The organism is Halomonas litopenaei (assembly GCF_017303055.1).
Classification (GTDB): Bacteria; Pseudomonadota; Gammaproteobacteria; order Pseudomonadales; family Halomonadaceae; genus Halomonas; species Halomonas litopenaei_A.
Window position 1 is genome coordinate 59446 of sequence record NZ_JAEKJT010000003.1, and the last position, 23940, is coordinate 83385.

19 protein-coding genes are annotated in these 23940 nt (G+C 63.2%); 9 read left to right on the forward strand and 10 right to left on the reverse strand.

The features are described from left to right. Positions 1-12: 12 nt before the first annotated feature. Positions 13-1809 carry an ABC transporter ATP-binding protein gene (locus JF545_RS04415; RefSeq protein WP_347401305.1) on the reverse strand — a complete coding sequence of 599 codons (1797 nt, stop codon included), beginning with the start codon at positions 1807-1809 and terminating at the stop codon, positions 13-15. 260 nt (positions 1810-2069) lie between these two features. Then, entirely contained in the window at positions 2070-2681 is a 612-nt protein-coding gene (locus tag JF545_RS04420; protein ID WP_206939619.1) for a superoxide dismutase, read from the reverse strand. A 367-nt stretch (positions 2682-3048) separates the two neighbouring features. Between JF545_RS04420 and JF545_RS04425 the strand changes: the two genes are divergently transcribed. The 4 genes from JF545_RS04425 to JF545_RS04440 are packed head-to-tail and all read left to right on the forward strand — an operon-like array spanning position 3049 to position 7432. Beyond that, positions 3049-3816 carry an ATP-binding cassette domain-containing protein gene (locus tag JF545_RS04425; RefSeq protein ID WP_206939628.1) on the forward strand — a complete coding sequence of 256 codons (768 nt, stop codon included), beginning with the start codon at positions 3049-3051 and terminating at the stop codon, positions 3814-3816. A 56-nt stretch (positions 3817-3872) separates the two neighbouring features. Continuing rightward, complete coding sequence (locus JF545_RS04430) at positions 3873-4820, forward strand: iron-siderophore ABC transporter substrate-binding protein (RefSeq protein WP_242520692.1); 948 nt, start codon at positions 3873-3875, stop codon at positions 4818-4820. Continuing rightward, complete coding sequence (gene fhuB / locus JF545_RS04435; RefSeq protein WP_206939632.1) at positions 4807-6795, forward strand: Fe(3+)-hydroxamate ABC transporter permease FhuB; 1989 nt, start codon at positions 4807-4809, stop codon at positions 6793-6795. Before JF545_RS04430 ends, fhuB begins: the two co-directional genes overlap by 14 nt. 52 nt (positions 6796-6847) lie before the next feature. After that, complete coding sequence (locus JF545_RS04440; RefSeq protein ID WP_206939641.1) at positions 6848-7432, forward strand: peptide-methionine (S)-S-oxide reductase; 585 nt, start codon at positions 6848-6850, stop codon at positions 7430-7432. 90 nt (positions 7433-7522) lie between these two features. Here the strand turns inward: JF545_RS04440 and JF545_RS04445 are convergent, their stop codons facing one another. The 3 genes from JF545_RS04445 to JF545_RS04455 all read right to left on the reverse strand — a co-directional run bounded on the left by JF545_RS04445 (position 7523) and on the right by JF545_RS04455 (position 11745). Then, positions 7523-9625: a TonB-dependent siderophore receptor gene (locus tag JF545_RS04445; RefSeq protein ID WP_206939644.1), complete on the reverse strand. Its 2103-nt coding sequence runs from the start codon at positions 9623-9625 to the stop codon at positions 7523-7525. Positions 9626-9756: 131 nt separating this feature from the next. Next, positions 9757-9939: a hypothetical protein gene (locus tag JF545_RS04450; protein ID WP_206939645.1), complete on the reverse strand. Its 183-nt coding sequence runs from the start codon at positions 9937-9939 to the stop codon at positions 9757-9759. 129 nt (positions 9940-10068) lie between these two features. Then, on the reverse strand, positions 10069-11745 hold the full coding sequence (locus tag JF545_RS04455) for a multidrug ABC transporter permease/ATP-binding protein (RefSeq protein ID WP_206939653.1): 1677 nt from the start codon (positions 11743-11745) through the stop codon (positions 10069-10071). A gap of 518 nt (positions 11746-12263) precedes the next feature. On the opposite strand from JF545_RS04455, the gene JF545_RS04460 reads away from it, so the two are divergent. After that, positions 12264-12863 (forward strand): PRC-barrel domain containing protein, encoded by a 600-nt coding sequence (locus tag JF545_RS04460; protein WP_206939655.1) that lies wholly within the window; start codon positions 12264-12266, stop codon positions 12861-12863. A gap of 122 nt (positions 12864-12985) precedes the next feature. Here the strand turns inward: JF545_RS04460 and JF545_RS04465 are convergent, their stop codons facing one another. From JF545_RS04465 to JF545_RS04485, 5 genes are all read right to left on the reverse strand, one after another. Further along, complete coding sequence (locus JF545_RS04465) at positions 12986-13786, reverse strand: ABC transporter ATP-binding protein (RefSeq protein WP_206939657.1); 801 nt, start codon at positions 13784-13786, stop codon at positions 12986-12988. A 131-nt stretch (positions 13787-13917) separates the two neighbouring features. After that, on the reverse strand, positions 13918-15021 hold the full coding sequence (locus JF545_RS04470; protein WP_242520693.1) for a FecCD family ABC transporter permease: 1104 nt from the start codon (positions 15019-15021) through the stop codon (positions 13918-13920). A gap of 8 nt (positions 15022-15029) precedes the next feature. Next, positions 15030-15998 carry a FecCD family ABC transporter permease gene (locus JF545_RS04475; RefSeq protein ID WP_261317286.1) on the reverse strand — a complete coding sequence of 323 codons (969 nt, stop codon included), beginning with the start codon at positions 15996-15998 and terminating at the stop codon, positions 15030-15032. A 29-nt stretch (positions 15999-16027) separates the two neighbouring features. Beyond that, the gene (locus JF545_RS04480) at positions 16028-16990 is read right to left on the reverse strand and encodes an ABC transporter substrate-binding protein (protein WP_206939661.1); all 963 of its coding nucleotides are present in this window, start codon (positions 16988-16990) and stop codon (positions 16028-16030) included. Positions 16991-17147: 157 nt separating this feature from the next. Further along, a complete protein-coding gene (locus JF545_RS04485) occupies positions 17148-19139 on the reverse strand; it encodes a ligand-gated channel protein (RefSeq protein ID WP_206939668.1) in 1992 nt (663 codons plus the stop codon). A 320-nt stretch (positions 19140-19459) separates the two neighbouring features. Here JF545_RS04485 and JF545_RS04490 point away from each other — a divergent pair, with 320 nt between their 5' ends. The 4 genes from JF545_RS04490 to JF545_RS04505 all read left to right on the forward strand — a co-directional run bounded on the left by JF545_RS04490 (position 19460) and on the right by JF545_RS04505 (position 23940). Next, on the forward strand, positions 19460-20449 hold the full coding sequence (locus JF545_RS04490; RefSeq protein WP_224908092.1) for a LysR family transcriptional regulator: 990 nt from the start codon (positions 19460-19462) through the stop codon (positions 20447-20449). 234 nt (positions 20450-20683) lie between these two features. Next, positions 20684-20902: a DUF1656 domain-containing protein gene (locus JF545_RS04495; RefSeq protein ID WP_206939670.1), complete on the forward strand. Its 219-nt coding sequence runs from the start codon at positions 20684-20686 to the stop codon at positions 20900-20902. Next, positions 20903-21766, forward strand: a complete 864-nt coding sequence (locus JF545_RS04500; protein ID WP_206939672.1) for an efflux RND transporter periplasmic adaptor subunit — start codon at positions 20903-20905, stop codon at positions 21764-21766. Beyond that, complete coding sequence (locus JF545_RS04505; protein ID WP_206939674.1) at positions 21766-23940, forward strand: FUSC family protein; 2175 nt, start codon at positions 21766-21768, stop codon at positions 23938-23940. Before JF545_RS04500 ends, JF545_RS04505 begins: the two co-directional genes overlap by 1 nt.

The window sequence follows — 23940 nt, forward strand, 5'->3', positions numbered from 1 at the left end:
CCAGCGGACAGCCTAGATGACCTGAACCGACTGGGCGGCCTCACCGGTCTGTACCTGCCACTGGGCGGCGTAGCGTCCGCCGCGTTCGATCAGCTGCTGGTGGGTCCCGCGCTCGACCACTCGTCCAAGCTCCATCACCACGATGTCGTCGGCGTGAACGATGGTGGACAGGCGGTGGGCGATCATGATCACGGTGCGCTCGCTGCCAATCCGCGCCAGCGAGCGCTGGATGGCGGCCTCGGTCTCGTTGTCCACCGCACTGGTGGCTTCATCCAGCACCAGCACCGGCGGGTCCTTGAGCAGCGCCCTGGCCAGGGACAGGCGCTGACGCTGGCCACCGGACAGACGTACGCCGCGTTCGCCGACTCGAGTATCGAGGCCGTCGGGCAGGCGTTCGATAAACTCCCAGGCCTCGGCAGTGCGGGCAGCACGGACGACTTCATCGAGACTTGCCTCGGGTCGTGCGTAGGCGATGTTGTCTCGCACGCTGCCCTCGAACAGGTAGACGTCCTGACTGACGAGTCCGATGGCATCGCGCAGCGCATTCTGGCGAAGCTCCGCTACCGGAATGCCATCCAGGACGACCTGCCCCTGGTCTGGATCGTGAAAGCGCAGCAGCAGCTTGATAAGGGTGGACTTGCCGGAACCCGTGGGGCCGACCAGCGCCAGGGTACGTCCGGCGGGCACCATCAGATCCACATCATCGATACCCGCGTGGCTCTCGGCGTAGTGAAAGCTTACTTTGTCGAACCGCACCTCCCCCCTGACCGGGGTCGGCAACGTGGTCTGACCGTCGTCGCGCACACGAATGGGTGTGGCGATCAGATCAAGGATACGACGCGTGCTGGCCATGGCCCGCTCGAACAGGTCGATGACCTGGGCCAACCCTGTCAGCGGCCACAACAGGCGCTGGGTCAGGAACACCAGTACACCGTAGGCTCCCACATTCAGTTCGCCGGAAAGCGCCTGCATGCCGCCGACGATGAAGGTCGCCAGGAAGCCGGTCAGGATCGCCATGCGAATCACCGGAATAAAGGCCGAGCTGATGCGAATGGCACGACTGTTGGCATCCACATAGGCTTCACTGTCGGCCTTCAGCCGCTCGGCCTCGCGGGCCTCGGCGGTAAAGCTCTTGATGGTGGCCATGCCCTGAATATTGTTCGACAGCCGACTGGAGAGCACGCTCACCTTTTCGCGCACGTCGGCATACAAGGGGCCCGCCTTGCGCTGAAACACGAAGGCCCCCCACAGGATCAATGGCACCGGGGTAAACGCCAGCAGCGCAATCAACGGGGACAGCACGAAGAACACGGCTCCCACCGCCACGACGGTAACCCCAACCTGGATCAGCGAGTTGGCTCCGCCATCCAGAAAGCGTTCGAGCTGGTTGACATCATCGTTCATGGTGGCCACCAGCTCGCCGGATGAACGCGATTCGAAGAAGCCCATGTCCAGGCGCTGCACGTGTTCGTAGGCGTCCTGTCGCAGGTCCGCCTGCAGGCGCTGGGCGAGATTGCGCCAGAGGATCTGAAACAGATACTCGAACAGCGATTCTCCCGCCCAGATAAAGAAGGTCAGCACCCCCAGCACAATGATCTGGGACGACGCCGAGACGAAGCCCAACCGGGCGACGAAGCTCTGCTCCTGATTGACCACGACGTCGATGGCGACACCGATCAGAATCTCGGGCGCGATATCAAACAACTTGTTGATAATCGAGCACAGGGTCGCGGCGACGATTCGCCGACGATAGCCTCGGGCATAGCGCAACAGGCGACCCAAGGCCTGCAGGCTGGAGGAAGTGGACACAGTGGTGGCTCCTTGCGGCTTACATCGGCGCCAGCGCTTCGCGTCCTCGGCACGGGGCGAAGACACGGGTGCTGAGAATGCGAAGCCGTTGATGACGTGCAACATGAACACGCTGGCGCAGGGCGAGACCCGGCCGCCGACACCAGCAATACGCGGCAACTACACAGCAACTGCACAGCAAAACGCCGCGGCCCTGGGGCCGCGGCGCGTGACCTGCTAACAGGTCGGACGACGTCGTGATGACGTCATGCCGGTGTCGATCAGGCAGTGGCTGCCTGGTAACGACGCTCGACTTCGTCCCAATCCACCACGTTGAAGAAGGCGGCGATGTAGTCAGGACGCTTGTTCTGATACTTCAGGTAGTAGGCGTGCTCCCACACGTCCAGACCCAGTACCGGGGTGTTGCCGTGCATCAGCGGGCTGTCCTGGTTGAGGGTGTTTTCCACCACCAGGGCACCGTCCGGAGTCACGGACAGCCACGCCCAACCAGAACCGAAACGGCCCAGAGCGGCCTTGGTAAAGGCATCCTTGAAGGCATCAAAGCCGCCAAGTTCCTTTTCGATGGCGTCAGCCACCTTGCCTTTCGGGTTGCCACCGCCGTTCGGGGACATCACCGTCCAGAACAGGGAGTGGTTGGCATGACCACCGCCGTTGTTGATGACCGGCTGGCGCTTGTCTTCGGGCAGACGCTCAAGGTTGGCAACCAGCTCGTCCACCGGCAGGTCTTCAAGACCAGTACCTTCCAGCGCACCATTCAGGTTGGTGACGTAGGTGTTGTGGTGACGAGAATGGTGGATCTCCATGGTCTGCGCATCGATGGAGGGTTCCAGTGCGTCGTAGGCGTAGGGCAGTTCCGGCAGAGTATGTGCCATGGTGATACCTCCTTCCTTGTAAAGTTGGGCTGATTCAGGGGGATAATCCTATCCCACTCACCAGCTTGCGTCATCGTGGGCCTCATACTATAGGCAAGTCGCGACGGTCTCGCTAGCGCCTGCAGCGCTGGAAAAGTTCTCGTCCAGCGGCGTCGCTTCAGCGACCTTGGCTCACCTCGGCAAGGCCCGATGCCGTAGGCCACAGGGTGGCATCTTTTACGCCTCTTCTACAAGGGTTAGCCAACGGCGACTGCCCGATGTTCCCTGATGACACATCGGATTGACAACAGCAAACAAATTGATAACCATTCCTATCCATTAAGAGTGTATTTCCGATCGCCCGGACGACCCAGCGGAGCCCTTGTTCATGTTCGACCTTCAGTCCGCCTCTTTCACGATTCCGGGCAAGACGCTGCTGGCCCCCACCAGCCTAACCTTCGACGCGGGCCGCGTGCATGGCTTGATCGGCCACAATGGCTCGGGCAAGTCCACCCTGCTCAAGCTGATGGCGCAGCAGCAACCGGTCAGCGCAGGACGCATCCTGTTCAACGGCCAGCCCCTTGAAAGCTGGGGGCGCCGTGCCTTCGCCAGGGAGGTGGCCTACCTCCCCCAGCACCTGCCTGGGGCCGAAAACCTGACCTGCCGCGAGCTTATCGCCTTTGGCCGCTACCCCTGGAAGGGACTGCTTGGGCGTTCGCGCCGAGACGACCAGGAACACGTCAGCAGGGCCATGGCACTGACCCACACCGAGGCCTTTGCCGAGCGCCTGGTGGACACCCTGTCCGGGGGCGAGCGTACTCGCGTGTGGCTCGCCATGCTGCTGGCCCAGGGCAGCCGTCTGCTGCTGCTCGATGAGCCATTGGCAGCCCTGGATATCGCTCACCAGGTGGAGGTGATGACCCTGGTGAAGAAGCTCAGCCGTGAGCTCGACCTGGGCGTGGTAATCGTGCTTCACGACATCAATATGGCCTCACGCTTCTGTGACCGCCTGGTGGCCCTGCACAGCGGCCAGGTCATCGCCGAGGGAAGCCCGGAGACACTGATGACCGGAGACGTCCTTGAGGATATCTACGGCATCCCGATGCAGGTCATGCCCCACCCCAGTGGCGAGCACGCCGTGGCCCTGGTGCAATGATGCTCCGTCGGCTTCCACTGCCAGCCCGCCCGCTTTTTCGACGATTGCCGCGACCCTTGCGTTCATGCTGGCTGACAGCACTGGCGCTGGGCGTGTTGTCACTGTCCGCCAGTTGCCTGGCCTCACCACGCATCGCGAGCCTCGACTGGACCCTGGCAGAAACGCTGGTCGCCCTAGAGGCACCGCCCATGGCACTGGCCCAGACCGATGACTATGAAAGCTGGGTGGGGCTCGAGGCACCCGCGCAGAGTGTCGATATTGGCCTGCGCACCCAGCCCAACCTGGAATTGCTGGCCGACCTGAACCCGGACGCGATCGTCATCTCTCCCATGTTTGCGAATCTGGCACCGCGACTGTCGGCCATTGCCGAGGTGAAGCAATTCTCGATGTACAGCGGGGACGGTGACTTCTGGAACGAAGCACTGACCCTGACCCGCGAACTGGGCGAACTGGTCGGCCGCCAGGTGGAGGCGGAGCGCCTTATTGCCAGCAGCGAGGCGCATATCGCGCAGATTGCCGATCGCCTGCCCGAGGACACGCGCCCGCTGCTGCTGATCCAGTTCATGGATGAGCGTCACGTGCGCCTGTTTGGTGACCACAGCCTGTATCAGGCCGTGATCGAGCGGATGGGCCTGACCAACGCCTGGACCGGCACCACCAATGTCTGGGGCTTCAGCTTGATCGGCATCGAACAGCTGGCCAACTACCCCCAGGCGCGGATCGTGGTGGTCGAACCTTATGTTGCGGGAGTGCGCGAGGCGCTGGCCGACAGCGGGCTATGGCGCCATCTGGGCAGCGTCAAACGAAACGACGTCGTGACCTTGCCACCGGTGTGGAGCTTTGGTGCCTTGCCTTCTGCCAACCGCTTCGCCAGCAAGCTGGGTGAGGCTCTGGGTGCAGACAGCCCCGCAGCCACCACGCCAACGACGCGCTCCGCCCAGCGCGAAACGACGGTGCTCCTCCCCTCCTCCCGTGATAGCGAGACCCTTCATGCAGGCCGTTGACACCCGCTGCTGGCGATCACACCGACTGAGTGCAACCGCCGCGGTGCTAGTCGTCCTTTGCCTGCTGGCGGCGTGGCAGTCCCTTGAAGGCCTGGGTGGCGCAAGCTCTGCCCTGGCCGCACTGTCCTCGCTTGACGTGACCACCCCCTCGTCACTGGTACTGCACTACAGCTGGTGGCCGCGACTGACCATTGCCTTGACCGCCGGCGCAGCCCTGGGCTTGGCTGGGGTGTTGATGCAGCAGGTGCTACGCAACCCCCTGGCAGCACCCACCACCCTGGGCGTCGCCAGCGGGGCCAACCTGGCCCTGATGATCGCCACCCTGGTCGCGCCGGGCCTGCTCGCCCTTGGACGGGAGTGGGTCGCCCTGTCCGGCGGTGCCCTGGCCATGGGCCTGGTATTTGCGCTGGGCTGGCGGCGCGGCCTGTCGCCTGGCGTGGTGGTGCTCGGTGGTCTGGTAGTGAATCTGTACTTCGGCGCCCTGGCCATCGTGCTACTGCTGTTTAACCAGGAGGCGCTCAAGGGGGTGCTGGTATGGGGTGCAGGATCATTGGCCCAGAATGGCTGGGACGGGGTGTTCTACCTGCTGCCTCGCGTGCTGGTCGCTGGCGCCCTGGCCATCTGGCTGATTCGCCCGCTGGCACTGCTCGAACTCGATGATGCCAGCGCCAAGAGCCTCGGCGTGTCACTCAAGTGGCTGCGCCTGGGCGGCCTCGGCCTGGCGGTCTTCCTGACAGGCTGCGTGGTGGCTACTGTCGGCATCATCGGTTTTATCGGTCTGGCGGCCCCCAACATCGCACGTATGGCCGGTGCCCGACGGCTGCCGGCGCGGGTGGGCTGGTCGATGCTGTTTGGCGCGCTGCTGCTGACCGTCACCGACCTGGTGCTGCAAGGCGGCATCGACGCACTGCCGACACTGCTTCCCACAGGGGCTACCACGGCGATGCTGGGTGCTCCTCTGCTGTTGTGGCTGATCCCCCGGCTCAAGCTGACGCCCCGTCGGCCACCACCGGCATCGGCTCCCCTGGTGCTGCGAACCTCGACGCCTGTCCCGCTGCTGGCAGGACTCGCAGCGGCACTGGTGATCGCCATGCTGGTCGGCATACTCGCCGGGCAAACCAGCACGGGCTGGTCACTGAGCACAGAGGTCCAGGTACTCGACTGGCGCTGGCCACGGATCATGGCGGCCGCTGGCAGCGGCGCCCTGCTGGCCATCGCCGGTACCCTGATCCAGCGCGTCACCGCCAACCCGATGGCAAGCCCCGAACTGCTGGGCATCAGTGGTGGCACAGCCATCGCGCTGATTATCACCATCTTTGTGGTGCCCGGACCCAGCCACTTGCTGCTGCTGGGAACCGGCACCCTGGGGGCGCTGGTGACACTGGCGCTGCTGGTTGCACTCAACCGCGCCAGCGGCTTCCAGCCCGAGCGCCTGCTGCTCAGCGGCGTGGCCATCACGGCGCTGTTCGACGCGGTGCGCTCCATCATCATGGTGGGAGGCGACCCCCGCGGGCAACAGGTCATGGCCTGGCTGTCTGGCTCGACCTACTATGTCGACCCGACCTCGGCGCTGGTGGTGCTGATGGCCGGTGCGGCCGTCGCCCTGGCTGCCCAGCTACTGGCCCGCTGGCTGGATATCCTGCCGCTGGGAAGCGCCACCTCCAAGGCCCTTGGCATCCATGTGGAGAATGCTCGCCTGGGATTGTTGGCAACGGTGGCGGTGCTGACTGCCGCGGCCACGCTGATCGTCGGGCCACTGTCCTTCGTCGGCCTGCTGGCTCCTCATATGGCGCGGCTGATGGGGTTCTCTCGCGCTCGCCTGCATCTGGCGGGTGCGGCGCTGATCGGCGCCCTGTTGATGGTGCTGGCCGACTGGGTCGGGCGACAGCTGCTGTTCCCCCAGGAGATACCTGCCGGTCTGGTCGCCTCGATTCTTGGCGGCAGCTATTTCATGTGGGGGCTGAAGAGACTGTAAGGCTCGGGCATGATGGTCGACCAAGCCGACACTTCCTCCCGGGGTGCCCGACATGCCAGACCAGCCCTGCAACAGCTTGCCCCTGCTCGCGCCCAGCAAGGCACGCCTGGCGCTGGGGGGCAGCTGTTACTGGTGCCTGGAGGCGGTCTATCAGTCGCTCAAGGGCGTCGACGCCGTTCACCAGGGCTGGGTCGCCGCCGAGCCCCCTGACAGTGACTTTCATGAAGCGGTGGTGGTGGACTACGACCCCTCGCGGCTACCCATGGACGTGCTGATCGAGATTCACCTGCACACCCACCACGCCACCTCTGGCCATGCCCTGCGCCAGCGCTACCGCTCAGCGGTCTATGTCCAGAACCAGGTTCACGCCCAGCTGGCCCGCCAGGTGCTGACCCAGCTGCAGGATGACTTCGATTCCCCCCTGGTGACCCAGGTGCTGCCTCTGGCCGCCTTTCGCGATTCCAAGCTGGCCTATCACGACTACTTCTACAGCGACCCCTCGCGGCCGTTCTGCGAGCGCTGGATTACCCCCAAGCTGAAGCTCTTGCTGGACCGCTTTAGCGAGGTCGCAGACGGCGAGCGACTGGCCCAGGCAGGGGTCAACAAGGCGCCGACACCTTCACAGCGTTGTTCTTGAAACGCCAGCCATGACGTCCTCCCGGCAGACACACAAACGCCCGACCGGCAGAGCCTGGTCGGGCGTTCTCGCTTAGACTACGTGCCGTGGTCAGAAACGGTACTTGATGCTGCCTACCACGCTGCGCTCTTCACCGTAGTAGCACCAGTAGTCACAGCCGGACACGTACTCTTCGTCGGTCAGGTTGTTGACGTTGACCTGGGCGGTCCACTGCGGAGTGATGTCATAGCTGACCTTGGCGTCCCACAAGGTGTAGGAGTCCACCTGGGTATCCGAGTAACGAGGATTGTCCTTGGTCTCGCCCACATAGCGCACGCCACCGCCCAGGTTAAGTCCATGCAGGGCTCCTGGCACTTCATAGTCCAGCCACAGCGACGCCTGGTTGCGCGGAATCAGACCCGCGCGCAGGTCTTGCTCTTCACGACTCAAGTCTACCCGTACATCGGTATAGGTGTACGCGGCGGTGACCTTGAGGTCATCGGTCACGTAGCCCACCCCCTCGATCTCGAAGCCCTGGGACTCCCGCTCTCCCCCCTGGCGATTGGCCGACTCACCGCTGGTGTAGAGGGTATCGCTTTCCTTGAGGTCGAATACCGCCGCGGTGACATAACCATCCAGCCAGTCAGGTGCATACTTCACCCCCAGCTCCCACTGTTCGCCATCGCTGGGGCGGTAGGCGCGGCCGTCCGGATCGGTGCCGATCTGCGGTGAGAAGGACTCGCTGTAGCTCAGATATGGCGAGATACCGTAGTCACCGAGGTACATGATACCGCCGGAGAAGCTCGTCTCATCCTCGGTACCACCGCCATTATCTTCACCGTTGATGCGATTGGTCACATCCACGCTGTCATGGCGCAGGCCGGCAAGAAAGATCCAGCGGTCGTCCAGACGCAGCTGGTTCTGAGCGTAGAAGCCAAGCTGCTCCTTGCCTTCATCATGGTCGCTACCTGTCCGCGATGACGGCGTGAAGTTACCGTACTCGGGATCAAAGATATCGAAGGGCAATCCGAAGGCGAAGTCATCGTAGTTGTCGTAGTCGATATCCAGGTTTTGATAGTCGACGCCAAGCAACAGGGTGTTCTCGGTACGATCGCTGTACCAGCGGCCGATAGCACGGGTGTCTACCGTGACCGCATCGAAGTCACCATCGCGATAGGTCAGGCCACGTTGGGCATTGCGATCATCCAGCAGATAAGACACATAGACGTCGCGCTCCAGCAGGTCCAGATGGCTGTAACGGAAGTTCTGCTCGATGTCCCAGGTGTCATTCAGACGATGGGACAGCTCGTAGCCCAGCGCCCACTGCTCATGCTCCTGACGCTCGTAGCCCGGCTCCCCGAGGTTGTCTTCGGGATCGAGCCGACCGAAAGGCGTGCTGTCGACGGTGCCGTAAGGCAGCTTGAAGCCGTTGGTGGGCGTCCCGTGGTCCTTCAGGTAGCTTGCCAGGAAGGTAATGCTGGTATCGTCGGACAAATCCACCGCCAGACTCGGCGCCAGATAGACGCGCTGGTTGTCCGCGTGGTCGATCTGCGCATCGTTCTCGCGGAACAGTCCCACCATGCGATAGCGAACATCGTCGCGGCCGGCCACAGGGCCGGAGACGTCGACGCCGACCTGCTCGTGGTTATCGCTACCGTACTGCAGCTCGATAAGCCCCTGCGGGTCTTCCGTCGGGCGTTTGCTGATGGCATTGATGACCCCTCCGGGAGGCGCCTCTCCGTACAGGATAGAGGCAGGCCCCTTGAGCAACTCAACGCTTTCCAGACCAAAGGTCTCGGTGCTCCACCAGAAGTAGCCACCCTCGCGGAACTGACGCAGGCCATCCTGATAGAGCGAATCTTCACCGTTGAAGCCGCGAATATAGAACCAATCTGCCTTGTTGTCCTGGCCGAACGGCTGCGATACCACGCCGCTGCGGTAACGCAGCACTTCGTCGTACTTGTTGACCTGGCGGTTATCGAGCTCTTCTCGGGAGACCTGGGAGGTTGACCTAGGTGTCTCCAGCACCGGCGTATCGACCTTCAGGGTAGACGTCGTCACGACCATGGTGTCACTGGCGACCTCAGTGACCGCTTCCTCCTGCGCCATCGCCAGCGAGGCCATCGGAAGCCACCCGACGATCAGGGGCAGCGTGGCATAGTGAACCGCCCGTGCAAGCGGGTGACGGGATAGTGAATGGTGCAGGGGGAGCATGGAGAACCTCGGAGGCAGCGTCAGAGCGAACGACCAAGCAGGAACGCCAATGGGAATCCTGCTCAAGAAAACAACAACATCTACATGCTAATTGTTTTCATTTAATCTCGCAATTTATCCTCCACGAGCAGTCAACGCTTCTCCACCAAATGCGGGTTACGGTCAACGATCGGCATATCGCTACGACCCAACCCGCCAAGATCTCCTCCTCCAAGCCACTCTCCAAGCCACTTTCCAAGCCACTCTCCAAGCCGCTCTCCCAGCCACTCTCCGGGCAGCTCTCCGGGCAGCTCTCCCAGCCCCCGTACCATCACGGTACGCGCCAGTCAGGGCGAGCTTGCTTAGTTCCTAGCTTGGTTGGGCTTGGTTGGGCTTGGCTGGGCTTGGCTGGGCCCACTGCGCGCCTTAGCCGACCAGCCTTCACTGTCGGACCGGTGAGTACGCTAATGTTGTTCAAGCCGCCCCACGGCATCACGACTGGCGGCCTCGCGATTTTCCCCGGTGAGTTCGATCAACTGTCCGGCGCGCATTTCCAGCAGTCGATCAGCGTGCTGAAAATAGTGATCGTCATGGCTGATGGCGAACACCGTCTTGCCCATGCTCCGCAGCTTGGGTAGCAACTCTTGATAGAACACACGCCGGAACTGCGGATCCTGATCCGCCGCCCACTCGTCGAGCAGCAGAATGTCGCGCTCCTCCGCCACCGCCATCAGCAGTGCAAGGCGTTTGCGCTGTCCCTGAGACAGCTCTGGATTGGTCACCCTTTGCCCATCGAAGTGCAGTTTGTCCCGCATCTTGAGCACATCGAGCCAGCGTTCCACCAGTACCGGGTCAGGCGAGGCCCCGTCGGGTCCGACCAGGGTGTCGAACTGATGAAAGTCGGTATACACCGCGGAAAAGCGCTGGCGAAACCCTTCTCGATCGCTGTCATTCAACACCTCGCCATCGAGCGTCATGCTGCCCTCATGGGGGCGATACAGTCCGGTCAACAGCTTTGCCAGCGTGGATTTGCCGCTGCCGTTGCCACCGATCAAAAACACCAGCTCACCTCGCTTAAGCGATAGATCGAGGGGGCCGACCACGAATCCACTAGAGTCCCCTGCCGAGGTGTGCGACGACGAATAGCGGAAGCTGACGCCCTCCAGCCGTAGCTCTTGCCATGCTCCGCTCACCGCCGCTCGACGGCCAAATCCCTGACGGGGCTCAGCCAGATCCAGCCCACGAATCTTGTCGAAGGCAACCTGAGCGCTCAGCAGCGTGGGCAAGGCACCCACCGCAGAGATCAGGGGGGTGCGCAGGAACAACAGGGTCAGCGAAAAGGTGGCCGCGACTTCGGTCGACGCCCAGCCCAGCCCGTTGGCCAGATAGAACACCACACCGATGGCGCCCAACATCATGATATTGGACACATTAACGGCACTGAGGTGATAGGTATCGGCACGAATGATGTGGTGGCGATAGCGCCGGGCATCGCTGTCGTAAGTGTCTTCGAAGAGTGCCTGGGCTCGGTCACGATTGAGCGCCAGCTCCTTGCGACCATCAATGACCGCCTGATAGTCGCGGTACAGCGCGTCCTCGGTCTCGCGCACCTGGGACAGGTGGCGATACACGCGCCTGACCAACCAGGCTCCGGCTGCCATGGTCGCCCCGACCCAAAGGCTGGTCACGATCAACAGCCCTGGCGACAACCAGCCGAGGTAAAGCGCTGAGCCTAGCGTCAATACAATGCCTTGAACCAGCTCGGGAAGACGCACGAAAGCGATCGTGATATTGCGCACATCGCTGGACAGGCTGGCCAACAATTCGGCACTGCCTAGACGTTCCAGGCGCTCGATATCGGTGTCCAGAATCTGCTTGACCAGACGCGAGCGAAGCCCATAGACGAAGTGATGTCCCAGCGTGGTCAGCGCCAGTTGCGAAGCCAGCGTCACGGCCAGCAGCGCCACCACAATACCCAGGAACTGGGGCAGAATACTGCCGACGTCTCCCGACACTTCGATCAGGCGGCGGTTGATGAAGGCGATCGCTCCAATCCCCAGGGCCGCGCTGACAAGGCTCAGAAGCATCACCCCGACAAAGGGCCAACGATAGTAGCGGTAGACGACACTTAATAGTTCCAATGACTCACGCCTCTCAGGGGGAATTTAGCTCGCTGAATGCTGCTCTGCGCCGCAGGACTTCTCCACGCTCACAGCCCACCACAGGGCGCAGCATCTTTGGCAACGTGCGACCAGGTCCATGGCTGTCGGCGTGTCGCGGCTGGCTTGTGACGACTGGCTTGTCACGGCTGGCTTGCACCACCAGGGCGTGCATTGTCCCAGAGCGAACCGGCGACGCAAGGGAAACACTGCACAAATGCCTGCGCCGCCGATTCGCAGCGATACGCGCGGCTCAACCGCCGTGCCTTTTCCCCATGGCTTCGGGCTATACGCTTCCCTGAACCTGTCATGAAGCAGCAACACGGGCTTACATATTTCTTTCACAACGCGCCCTTGAAATCTTGTACACAACCTCCACAATAGATATCACAGCGTCGCGATGAGCATCCTTGCGTCGCTGCAAGCAAGACAGGTTGCTGCACTGGAACACGCCGCAACCGAGAGGATCGCAAGAACCACTCGCCAGAAGGAGAAAAGGAATGATCCGCAAGAATCTGCTGACTACCGCTATCGCAAGCACTGTCTTCGCCGGCTCCATGGCCGTGGGCACCACCGCCCTTGCCGATCATCACAACGAGGGCGCGAATCAGGCCGCACACAGCGAGCCGCAAGGCCTCTACTCCGCTGAAGAGCTGCTCGATGCCGATGTCTTTGCCAAAGGCTCAAGCCAGGACGAAGTGGGCGAAGTCGAGGACATCCTGCTCGACAATGACATGAAAATCCGCGCCATCGTGGTGGAAGCAGGTGACCTGCTCGACCTGGGTGAAAACCAGTACGTGGTCGAGACCGGCGACTTTACCGTTCAGACCACCAACGGCGACAGCCTGGACAACATCGAATACTCCGTTCACCTGAACATCACCCAGGATGAAATCTCCGCACAGCCTGAGTACACCAACACCTGGTGGAATCAGACCAAGACCAACGTGCAACAGGCTTGGATGGACACCAAGGAAGGCGCTCAGAGTGCCTGGCAGACCACCAAGTCCGCCACTGCCAACGCCCTGACCAGCGCCGGTAATGCCATCGAAAACGCTGGCGACAATGCCGAAGACGCTGCACAAGATGCCGCCAATTAATGGGGTAGCTTGAACGTCACAGGCTAGCGTCCTTTGACGCCATCGCACACCCGGTCATCGACCGGGTGTGTTGCGTTTTAGGCCCACACTATAGGTCTAACGTCCCTGGGCTCAGAATCGCGTCAGCCCTGCTCGGACCGCCTCAAGCCTGCCAGCAGCGGCTTGCCCGTCAGCGGATCTTCCACCAGCGAACAGTCAACGTCATAGAGCTGCCTGACCAGGGCCGGTGTCACCACCTCCTGCGGCTTTCCCTCCGCGACTAGCTTACCGTCCCGCATCGCCACCAGATGGTCGGCATAACGGCATGCGCTGGTCAGGTCGTGCACCACCATGATGATGGTGCGCCCCTTGAGCACCAGCCGATGCAATAGCTCGAAGACCTCCAGCTGGTGGCCAAGATCCAGCGCCGACGTCGGCTCGTCCAGCAGAATAATGGGCGTCTGCTGGGCGATGGTCATGGCAATCCACGCTCGTTGGCGCTGTCCTCCGGAGAGCGTCTCCAGACCACGCTCGGCAAGCGTCTGTAGTCCCGCGCTGGCGATGGCCTGGGCGACCACGGCCTGATCTTCCTCACTCCACTGGCGATACCAGGACTGGTGAGGCTGGCGACCGAAGCGGATCAGATCATTGACGCTAAGCCCCTCGGGGGCGGAGGCCTCCTGGGGCAGCAAGGCAATGCGGCGCGCCAGGTCTCTTGCACTCAGGCGCTTGAGCTCCTGGCCTTGCAGCCAGACCTTGCCCTGTGTCGGCGTGTGCAGCCGTGAAAGTCCCGCCAGCAGCGTCGACTTGCCGCAGCCATTGGGCCCCACGATGGCCGTGAGCTGGCCTTGAGGAATGGTCAGGTTCAAGCCGTCGATGACGCGCAGGCGGCCATGGCTGAGCACCAGATCTTCCACCACGTAGGGGGCGGGCTCTGGGGCCATCGGCCGAGGCTCTTGCGGTGACGATGATGGGAGTGACATCAAGACTCTCTCAACTATCTAAACTTTCTAAATTTTCTAAATAGGCTCTAGACGTGCGCCCAACCATGGGCAACCGCTCAACAGAAGCTCCATCAGCGGCGCACCAGAATCCAGATCAGCCAGGGGCCACCGACCACCGCGGTGACGATACCCACGGGCAGCTCAAGCGGAGACAGCAACAGCCGTCCCACCAGATCGGCCACCACCATGACCATGGCCCCGGCGAGCCCCGCCCCGAGCAGCGGTACCTGACGGTTGCCGCAGAGGTGGCGCGCGACTTCAGGGCCCAGCAGCCCCACCATGCCCACCGGCCCTGCCACTGATACGGCCAAGGCAGTCAGCGCCACCGAGACCACCAGCACCTGGGCCCGGCGTCGCTTGAGCGGTGCCCCCAGGCCGGTGGCCACGGCATCGGAAAAGCGCATCAATGCCAGTGACCGCGACAGCCACAGCGCCAGCGGCACCAGCACGAGCAGCCCAACACCCAACACCTGCACGGCGCCGGCAGGACGCGCGTTCAGCGTGCCTACGGTCCAGGGGTAGGCCGCATTGGCCACATCGATGGCCGCCCGCGACAGCATCAATTGGGTCACTGCCCCAAAGATGGCACCGACCCCTATCCCGGCCACGATAAAGCGATAGCCACGGGCGCCCCCTCCCGCGGCCAGGCCGAACGTCAGCACAGCGGCAGTCGCCGCCCCGGCCAGCGCCATGGCGGAAGGCGCCAGGCTGAGCCCCATGCCCAACACCGAGGCCACCGCAAAAGCGGTGGCGCCGTTATCGATGCCAATGATGCCCGGCGTCGCCAGCCGATTGCGCGCCAAGGTCTGCATCAGGCAGCCGGCAAGCCCAAAGGCCAGGCCAGTGGACAGCGCCGCCAGCAGGCGAGGAAGGCGAAGCTGCTCGACCACGAAGGTATCAAGGGGCCCCGCCTGGTTGAGCATGACGTCCCACAGGGTCTGTGGAGGCAGGTGCTGCTCGCCGAGACACAGGTAGGCAAGGCTCGCCAGTCCTAGCGCAGCCAACAGTAACAGCACCCCTGACCAATGGCGCCGGTCGAGCAGCAGGCTGATCCCGCGATAACGACATAGCCACATGCCCTGGGGCAGCGGGCCGCGATGTTCGGCGCTCTCCGGGAGCGTGGCGGGGCTATTTGAGGGAGTATGCGAAGGGCTATGTGAGGAACAAGAAGGCATCGACATCATTACAGACTCGGCAGGCGACGGGCGCGCACAACGCTGATCAGTACTGGTGCCCCGCACAGGGCGGTCAGTACTCCCAGCGGCATTTCAGAGGGTGCCACCAGCCGTCTGGAGACGACATCGGCGGTCAACACCAGCAGCGGCCCCAGCGGCAGGCACAGCCATAGCGTGCGACGCAGCTCAGGCCCGGCAATGGCGCGGGCGACAAAGGGCACCACCAGCCCTACGAACGCTATGGGACCGGCCACGGCGGTGGCTCCGCCCACCAGTACCGCGACGATCAGCACCGCCATCAGACGCAGCCTGCCGGGGTGATGCCCAAGCCCAGCGCTGGCGCGCTCGCCCAGGGCCAGACTGGCCATGGGTCGCACTACCACGATCAGTGCCAGTCCCGCGATCGCCATGCTCGGCAGCACCGCCAGCAAGTCCTCCAGCTGACGTCCTGACAGGCTGCCTACCACCCAGAAGCGAATCTCGTCGGCGGCACGGCGATCGGTCAGCAGAATAAGTGACGTCAGGGCCCCCAGCAGGCCCGAGAATGCCGCCCCCGCCAGCACCAGACGAATCGGATCACTGCCCAAGCCACGGATGCGACTGACGCCCAGCACGCACAGGCAACCGGCCAGCGCCCCCAGTTGCGCCACACCGATGCGCAGCTGAAGCAGGCTGCCTCCCGCCAGCAACATCAGCGCCACGGCGAAGGCGGCCCCCGCGCTGACGCCGAGCAGGCCAGGTTCAGCCAGCGGATTGCGGGTCATGGACTGCAGCAGGGTGCCAGACACGCCGAGCGCAATGCCCACTACCAGGCCCACCAGGGTGCGCGGCAGTCGCAGCTGCCAGACAACGAAGGACGCCTCTTCACCCCCCTGCCCCATCAGCACTCGCAGAGAGTCGACCACACCGAGCTCACCCGCACCCACGGCAAGGCTCGCCATGACGGCGAGCCCAAGCAACACAAAGAGGGCCACCAATGGCCCTCCTGGAACATGTCGAAGTGACGTCACGGTGCGGCAGTGACCTCCAGTGCCCGCTCGATGTCATCGAGCACAGCCTGGGCGGCGATGGGACCATTGGCACTGGTCCACAGCTGACCGTTCACCGCCACGACGCGATCGTTCTCGACCACCGACAGCCGGGCAAACGCATCGCTTTGGCGAGCCTGGGCCAGTGCTTCCTGTCCCTTCTCGTCGAGCGTGGCAAGGAACAGCCAGTCACCGTCGACGCGCGACAGCGACTCGAGGCTCAGCGGGTCGCTATGCGGACGGTTGTCAGGCACCAGTCCATCGTCCTGAACGTCCAGGCCAGCGGCCTCGAGCAAACCGGTGGAAAACAGCCGAGTCGACATCACCAGCGGCCCCTGGGGCATCCAGCGAATCAGGAAAGCGCTGTCACCCGCGCTGCGCTCGGCGACCTGATCAGCCAATGAGGCGGCGCGGGTTTCCACTGCATCAATGGCTGCGTCCACCTGGTCCTGATGCCCCAGTGCGGCGCCAAACAGGCGGGCCTCATCCTTCCAGGCATTGGCATCGAAGCCCTGGGTAGTGGGCACGATCGTCGGCGCCAGCTGGGATAGCAGCGCGTAAGTCTCGTCAGACAGACGCGAGGAGGCCAGAATCAGGTCAGGCTTGAGCCCGACCACCGCCTCGACATTGACCTCGCCGGAGGTACCGACGATCTGAATATCGGGAACGTCATCGCGCAGATAGTCCGCCACATCCTCGGCGGCACGCGTCGCCACGGCACCCAGCGGCGTTACCCCGGCAGCCAGAGAAGCGTCCAACGCCCCTTCGTATAGCGTGACGACACGCGTCGGCTGCCCGTTGACCGTGACCTTGCCGTTAGCGGTCTCGAGCACACGACTGTCTTGCTGGGCACTGGCACTGACAGGCGCCAACAGGGCAAGAGCGGCCAGGCCGATCGCTGCCACCACCCCTGCGGATGTTTTACGGAACATTGCTCGCATCTTCTCTATTCCTTGTCGCACGCCTCTCCTCGGTGACATGCCGAGGAGGGGCGATGTGGAACGATATAGTAATCAATCTCAGTTGCAGTTGCTTGCCCAACCTCCTCGCTCATATCGGAACGGTGCGTTCGACGGAGCGGGACGCTGACGCTCTTCCTTAGAAGTCGACGTTCAAGCCGAGCCAGACGCGGCGTCCATCTTCGACGTAGCCGTACTCGTCGTAGTCGATGTCTTCATCAAAGAGGTTGTAGATGCCGACGTTGACGCGAGCGGCGTCGGTCAGCTGATAGCCGATGCCGGTGTCGACGAAGGTGTAGTCCGGCGCCACGATGGCACTCTGCGACGGTCCGGTGGTGGGCTGACTTTCGTCACCGCGATAGGTCACGCGTGTCCACTGGGACAGACGGTCGCTCACCTCCCAGTCGAGGTTGGCGGAGAATTCATGCTCGGGCAGCTGGGTCAGGGGCTCGCCTTCATACTCGCCGCTCTTCTGCTCGGAGTCGGTGTAGGTGTAGCTGGCGGACAGCTCCAACGACTGGCCGATGGGGGTCGACAACGACAGCTCGACGCCCTGCGTGACCGCCTCATCGACATTGACTCGGTAGGTCGGGTCGCTGCCGAACTGGTTGGGGCCATCCGTACAGATATCTACCGGACAGGCGATCCGGGTGATCTTGTCGTCAAAGTCGTTGTGGAACACGGTGGCGCTGGCAGACAGACCGCTGGCATTGTTGTACAGAAGCCCCAGTTCCTTGTTGACCGACGTTTCCGGCTCGAGATCCGGGTTGCCGTAGATGTTGCCGCCGCGGCTGACCTGGCCCCAGCCAGGGGTGATCTCGCGCAGATCCGGTGCCCGGTAGCCGGTGGAGACACCGCCCTTCAGCGTCCAGTCGGAGGTCATGTGCCAGACGCTGTACAAGCGAGGGCTGACTTCAGAGCCGTAGTTCTCGTCGTGATCCATACGCACCCCGCCGGTCAGCGACCAGTCGTCGAGGAGCATCCACTCGTCTTCGGCAAACAGGGCCCACTGACTGTTGCGCACATTGGTCAGATCGGAAATCTGATTCGAGGTCTGGTCGTCCAGCTCTTCCTCTTCGAAACTGGCGCCGACGGTGACAATATGCGCGCCCAGCGGCATGACCACACTCGACTTGGCGTTGGTGTTGGTGATCTCCATCTCGCGAGTCTTGTTGCGGGCTTCTTCGCGCTGGACGTAGGTCTCTGTGGTGCCGAAGGAGAAGCGACCGGTATGGGTCAGGGCCACGTATTCCTGGGTGAACTCGTCAAAGCTGTCTTCACAGCCACCACGGCAGCCGTCCGGGTCGACGCTGTTGCCAAGCAAGGCTTCGCGATCCTGCTCGGTACGGCTGGCCTCGAGCGCCAGATCATGATTGTCGGAGGGCGTCAGCGACAGCCTCGCGGTCAAGCTCTGGACCTGCTTGTCTTCGTAGCCATTGATGATGTTGTCTTCATCCCGCTGGGTGGCACGTCCGTACACCGTCAGCCCGAGCAGTCCCTCGGACAGCGGCCCAGAGGCATAGAAGTTGGCCTGCCGGCTGTCGCCAGAATCGCTGTCCTGCTGCAGGATGGTGTCCAGCTGCAGGTTGCCGTGCCATTCATCGGCCACCTTGCGGGTGATCACGTTGATGACACCGCCGATGGCGTCGGAACCGTAAAGGGTCGCCATCGGGCCACGCACCACCTCGATACGCTCGATCGCCTGCAGCGGCGGCAGCCAATCCTGCTCGAAGCCGGCGCTGCCATTGGGACGGGTCTCGCGGGTGCTGACACGACGGCCGTCGATCAGCAACAGGGTGTACTTGGCGGGCATGCCGCGCATGCTGATGTCATAGCCATTGTCACCACCGCCACCGCCGGTCACGATGACCCCCGGAACGTCGCGCAGCGCATCGGTCACGTCCTGGTAATAGCGTTTTTCCAGGTCTTCCCGGGTCACCACGCTGATCGAGGCCGGTGCATCGGCGATGCTCTGATCAAACCCGGCGGCTGTCACCACCACGTCATCCAGGGCAACATCATCAGCGGCCAACACCGGCAGGGCCGTGCATACGGAGGCTCCCGCCAGCCCGACGGCAAGGCGGCGAATGCTGATCGACAGAGGATGACGCGGCAGGGGGTGAGACAACATCGTTTTTTGCTCCGAGTGAGGTGGCAATCCACCTGGTGGCTCTTGCTCTGGCTTCGGCCCGCTGGGTCGTGGGTCTAAAGACGAAGCCTTTATGAATGTGAATATTTATCATTTAGATTCTTCCATCAAAGTTTCATAATTGCTGCAAAACACCCCGTTGCACCCTTCGCAACAGGCGATCCGCCACAGGTCGTCCGCGACAGGCCATTCGCGATCGGGATCTGTGGCTCGAACGTCGAGAGAGACACGCGAGGGTCCCGTTCTTGCCTCGGCGACGCTGCGCCGCAGCCCTAGAGAATGATTTTCATCCGCGTCAGCGCATGGCATACTGCAAGGCCTCTTCCTCTTCTTCAGCACGCCTGCGTGATGTGATGCCTGACCTCGACGAACTGCTAGCCTTCAACCGTGTCATGGAGACCGGAAGCCTGACCCAGAGTGCGATTCAGCTGGGCCTGGCCAAGTCGACCCTGAGCCGGCGGATCAGTCAGCTGGAGGCACGTCTAGGCCAGCCATTGCTCAAGCGACAGGCCAATCAGCTGTTGCCCACAGAAGCAGGACAGCGCTACTACGTCATCAGTCGCGAGATACTGAAGCTGGCCGATCAGGGACAGCGCACCCTCGACAGCCTGCGCGAAGACGTCAGTGGCGAGCTCCATGTCGAGGCACACCGCACCCTTACCCGTAGCTGGCTGGGTGGTGTGATGGAGACCTTTCTCGAGAAACATCCCGCCGTGCGTCTGACCCTGAGCACGGGGGAAGTGGCTGCCAGGGACCCCGACTTCCAGGGTGTATGCGTCTGGCTTGGCCAGGTAGAGGACGGCAACCTGCGCCAGGAGCGCCTTGGCGCTCTGGAGCGTGGCATCTATGCCCATCCCGACTACCTCGCCCACCACGGCGAGCCTGAATCCCCGGATGCCCTGGCCCACCACGCCTGGATTGACCTGATGGGGGAAAGCCAGAACGGCATCACCCTGACTCACCGCCAGGGCGGTCAGGTGCATTTTCAGCCGCCGGCCTCTCGTTTTCGGGTCGATCAGTCCATGCTGCATGTAGATGCCATTGCGCGCGGCCGGGGCATTGGCGTGTTGCCGGTGTGGATGGTTGAAGCCCGGGAGCGTCACCACCCTGGGGAACTGGTGCGCTGCCTTGATCACTGGTCGCTGACGCCCCTGCCGGTGACACTGCTATATGGCTTCGGTCATCAGCCGCGCAAGGTCACTGCCCTGCTCGATCACCTGCGTGATGCGGTGCCTACCGACTGGATCGGCCAGCGCCAGGAGCCACTTGCGCGCCGCCAAGCCGCTGGCTGATCCAAGGCCTCTGCCGTCGCGAGCTTGCTCCCCATAGGCCACCTCCCGCAGGTCAGCTCCTCCTCCACATCAACAGCCGGTACCTCACTACCAACGTCAGGCGCAAAGACGCGACATGGGACGGCAGGGCTGCCGTCAACGTCCGTTGTTTGCTAACCTTTCTCTGGCTTACTCGCTCTGGCTTACTCGATTCACGTAACGCATCCGGCACTTGGTTTGCCCAGGAGACATTCCATGGCGCTCAAGGAAGTCGCCCTGGGCGGCATCTACTTCAGTCCCCTGCTGGTCTACGCGATCCTCGGCCTGCTCTTGGCCGCGACACTGCGCTGGCTGCTGCATCGCTGGCTGGGCAGCTCCCGCTACTGGCACGAGGCGTGGCTGGATACCTCATTGTTCGTCATCTGCACCGCTGCCTTCGCCTGGCTCGGTGCCCTTACCCCTGGAGCCACCTGAATGCGCAAGTCGCTACGTGCGCTGATCACCTTGATCGTGGTCGCCGTCGCCATCGCCTGCGGACTATGGCTCTGGCATTACTACCTTTATACGCCCTGGACACGGGACGCCCGTATCGGCGCCGAGATCATCACCATTGCCCCCGATGTCTCCGGCCGTGTCACCGAGCTGGCCGTGGACGACAACGTTCGCGTGGACGCCGGACAGACCCTCTTTCGTATCGACCAGGCGCGCTATCAAGCGGCCTTCGACAAGGCCTCTGCCATCGTCGCCCAGCGCGAGGCGGAACTGGCGCTGCGTGAACATGAAGCGTCTCGTCGTGCGCAACTGAGCCGCCAGGCCATCAGTGCCGAAAACCAGGAGAGCGCCAATCGCAACCGGGATGTGGCCGCCGCCACCCTGGACCAGGCCCGCAGCGACCTGGCAAGCGCGCGTCTCGATCTGGAGCGCACCGACGTCACCGCCCCGGCGGCAGGGCATGTGCTGAACCTGCAGCTTGCCCAAGGCAACTACGTCACCCGTGGAACCGCCGTCATGGCCCTGGTGGTCGAAGGGTCCTACTATGTGACCGCCTACTTCGAAGAGACCAAACGCCCAGCGTTTGCGGTCGGGGATCCCGCCACGGTGATTCTGATGAGCGGAGATATCGAGCTGGCTGGCCACGTCGAGAGCATCGGCCGCGGGATTGCCGACGACAACACGGCGCCCAACAACCAGCTGCTGCCCCAGGTCGAGCCGACCTTCAGCTGGGTACGCCTGGCACAACGCATTCCCGTGCGTATTGCCCTGGATGAGCTACCCGAAGGGCTTGAACTGAGCGCAGGCATGACCGCTACGGTACGCGTCCAGCAAGAGTCGCGCTGATGCCGTTCTCTGTGTGGTGGCACGCCTATCTGACGCCGCCGGCCAGCGCGGTCAAGTTTGCCATCAAGGCGACGCTGGCCATGTTGCTGGCTCTGTATATCGCGCTCTGGTGCGACCTCGACCGCCCCTACTGGGCACTGATCTCCGCCGCCTTTCTGCAGATTCGACCCATGAGCGGCATGGTCCTTGAAAAAGGTATCAGTCAGCTCAGCGGCACCCTCATCGGCTGCGTCGCCGGCATCGCCATCATGGCTGCCTTTGTTCAGGCCCCCACGCCAGCCCTGGTGTGCCTGACGCTGTGGATTTCCGTATGTGCCTACGCTGCCTCGTTGACCCGCAACAACGCGTCCTACGGCTGCATCATGGCGGCAGTCACCGCCATGTTGATCGTGATCATCACCGCCAGTGCCCCCGGGGGGCTGTTCGCGATTGCCGTTGCACGCCTGTCGGAACTGGCCCTGGGCGCCATTTGCGCCACCCTGGTCAGTGCCCTGTTGTGGCCGATCCAGGTACGCGACCACCTGGCCGACCTGGCTGACCAGGTGGTCAATCATGCCTTTCTCCATGGTGCCCTGCGCCTCAACAACAGCGACGACATCGGCGCCTTGCAGTCCACCCTGACCGCCACCCTGACGCCACTGACCCAGCTTGAGACTGACAGTCAGGCGGCACGTTATGAAGGCCCGGAGGGCAGTGGACGTATTCGCGCCAGCCATGTGCTGACACGTCGCACCTCACGCCTGCTGGCCATCCTGCATGCCCTGCAGCAGCTGCTGCGCTACCACGGCGATCGGCTGCCCGCCGAGACCCGCCAGCTGGCCCGGGACATGGCGGAAGGTCTGCGTCTTAGCGCCGAGGGGCAAGGGGTGAGCCAGGCCCGTGAGCGCCTGCTGCAACTTCGCCACCGCGCCCTCAAGTGCGTCGAGCACGGCATCGACAAAGGCGGCACTTGTCGCGGCGCTGTTGATGGCACGTCTCTCAACACGTCTGACAGCACGTCTGGCGTCACTTCCAGCCCCCCTTCCGGACCTGCTGGTGAGCATCTCGATCCGGCCACGACCGGGGACCGTGACGGCGCCGAGGCCCTGCTACAGCTACGTCTCAATATGGGCATGCGCGAAGCCCTGGGCCATGCGCTGGTCATCCTCGATGCGCGTGAGGCCATTCATACCCCTGGCAAACGCCGACTGAAGGCACCCGCCCTGGCGTGGCACAGGGACCACCTGGCAGCAGCCCTGAATGGCCTGCGGGCAGGACTGGTGTTCGCCCTGCTGGCGACCTTCTGGCGCTACACCGCCTGGGACAATGGCCAGGTCGCGATGCTGGTCGGCACCCTGTTCTCGGCGTTCTTCGCCACTCGCGACAACCCTGCCATGGTCGCCGCGACCTTCCTCAAGGGCATGCTGGCGGCCATACCGAGTGCCTTCCTGTTCGGACACGTGCTGCTGGCCCAGGCCAACGACATCGTGACCCTGGCGCTGGTCTTCATGCCTCCACTGTTCGTCGGGCTGCTCGGTGCCGCCAATCCGCGGCTGATGGGATACTGCCTGGCCTTCACCATCGGCAACATCCTGTTGACCATGCCCGGCAATGGCATGGATCTCACGTTCGATGGTTTTCTCAACCGCGCCATTGCACTGGTGATCGGCCTCTCCACCGTGGTCACGGCGTTTCGCCTGTTGCCGGGCCTCCCCCTGGCGGTGCGCAAGCGCCGCCTGGTGAAAGCAACGGTCAGCGACCTGCATCGCCTATGGCAAAGACCGCCTCACCAGGCAGAAACGCGCTTTGGTGGTACCATGGCCGACCGCCTGCTGAGTCTCGCCCGGCATGACGATGCGCTCCCGGAACAGCGGCGCTATCTGCTATCGCTGGGGCTGGTCGGCCTGGACCTGGGCTACGCCAGCCTGCACCTGAGGCGCCGCCTCGGCGAACAGGCAACCCCTATACGACAGGCGCTCGACCGCTTTGCCGCAGCCTTGGCAGACGACTACGGCGCCAGTGCCCGGGGCGAGCCACCCGAACATATGCGTGCTACCGGCGAGCAGCTGCTCGAGGCACTGGAACAGCACGGCAATGATCCCGTGGAACAACGCCTGACCGCGGGCTTGATCGAAAGACTGACCATGTCGCTTGAACGCCAGGCCGAGCGCTCGCGCCTGGCGCGTGAGCGCTGA

What these genes read in the sequence shown, in the direction of transcription:
- JF545_RS04420 (WP_206939619.1), bottom strand. Translation starts at nt 2,681, where the DNA reads ATGGCACATACTCTGCCGGAACTGCCCTACGCCTACGACGCACTGGAA.
- JF545_RS04440 (WP_206939641.1), top strand. Translation starts at nt 6,848, where the DNA reads ATGCCAGACCAGCCCTGCAACAGCTTGCCCCTGCTCGCGCCCAGCAAG.
- JF545_RS04460 (WP_206939655.1), top strand. Translation starts at nt 12,264, where the DNA reads ATGATCCGCAAGAATCTGCTGACTACCGCTATCGCAAGCACTGTCTTC.
- JF545_RS04495 (WP_206939670.1), top strand. Translation starts at nt 20,684, where the DNA reads ATGGCGCTCAAGGAAGTCGCCCTGGGCGGCATCTACTTCAGTCCCCTG.
- JF545_RS04425 (WP_206939628.1), top strand. Translation starts at nt 3,049, where the DNA reads ATGTTCGACCTTCAGTCCGCCTCTTTCACGATTCCGGGCAAGACGCTG.
- JF545_RS04505 (WP_206939674.1), top strand. Translation starts at nt 21,766, where the DNA reads ATGCCGTTCTCTGTGTGGTGGCACGCCTATCTGACGCCGCCGGCCAGC.
- fhuB (WP_206939632.1), top strand. Translation starts at nt 4,807, where the DNA reads ATGCAGGCCGTTGACACCCGCTGCTGGCGATCACACCGACTGAGTGCA.
- JF545_RS04490 (WP_224908092.1), top strand. Translation starts at nt 19,460, where the DNA reads ATGGCATACTGCAAGGCCTCTTCCTCTTCTTCAGCACGCCTGCGTGAT.
- JF545_RS04480 (WP_206939661.1), bottom strand. Translation starts at nt 16,990, where the DNA reads ATGCGAGCAATGTTCCGTAAAACATCCGCAGGGGTGGTGGCAGCGATC.
- JF545_RS04445 (WP_206939644.1), bottom strand. Translation starts at nt 9,625, where the DNA reads ATGCTCCCCCTGCACCATTCACTATCCCGTCACCCGCTTGCACGGGCG.
- JF545_RS04485 (WP_206939668.1), bottom strand. Translation starts at nt 19,139, where the DNA reads ATGTTGTCTCACCCCCTGCCGCGTCATCCTCTGTCGATCAGCATTCGC.
- JF545_RS04465 (WP_206939657.1), bottom strand. Translation starts at nt 13,786, where the DNA reads ATGGCCCCAGAGCCCGCCCCCTACGTGGTGGAAGATCTGGTGCTCAGC.
- JF545_RS04470 (WP_242520693.1), bottom strand. Translation starts at nt 15,021, where the DNA reads ATGCCTTCTTGTTCCTCACATAGCCCTTCGCATACTCCCTCAAATAGC.
- JF545_RS04500 (WP_206939672.1), top strand. Translation starts at nt 20,903, where the DNA reads ATGCGCAAGTCGCTACGTGCGCTGATCACCTTGATCGTGGTCGCCGTC.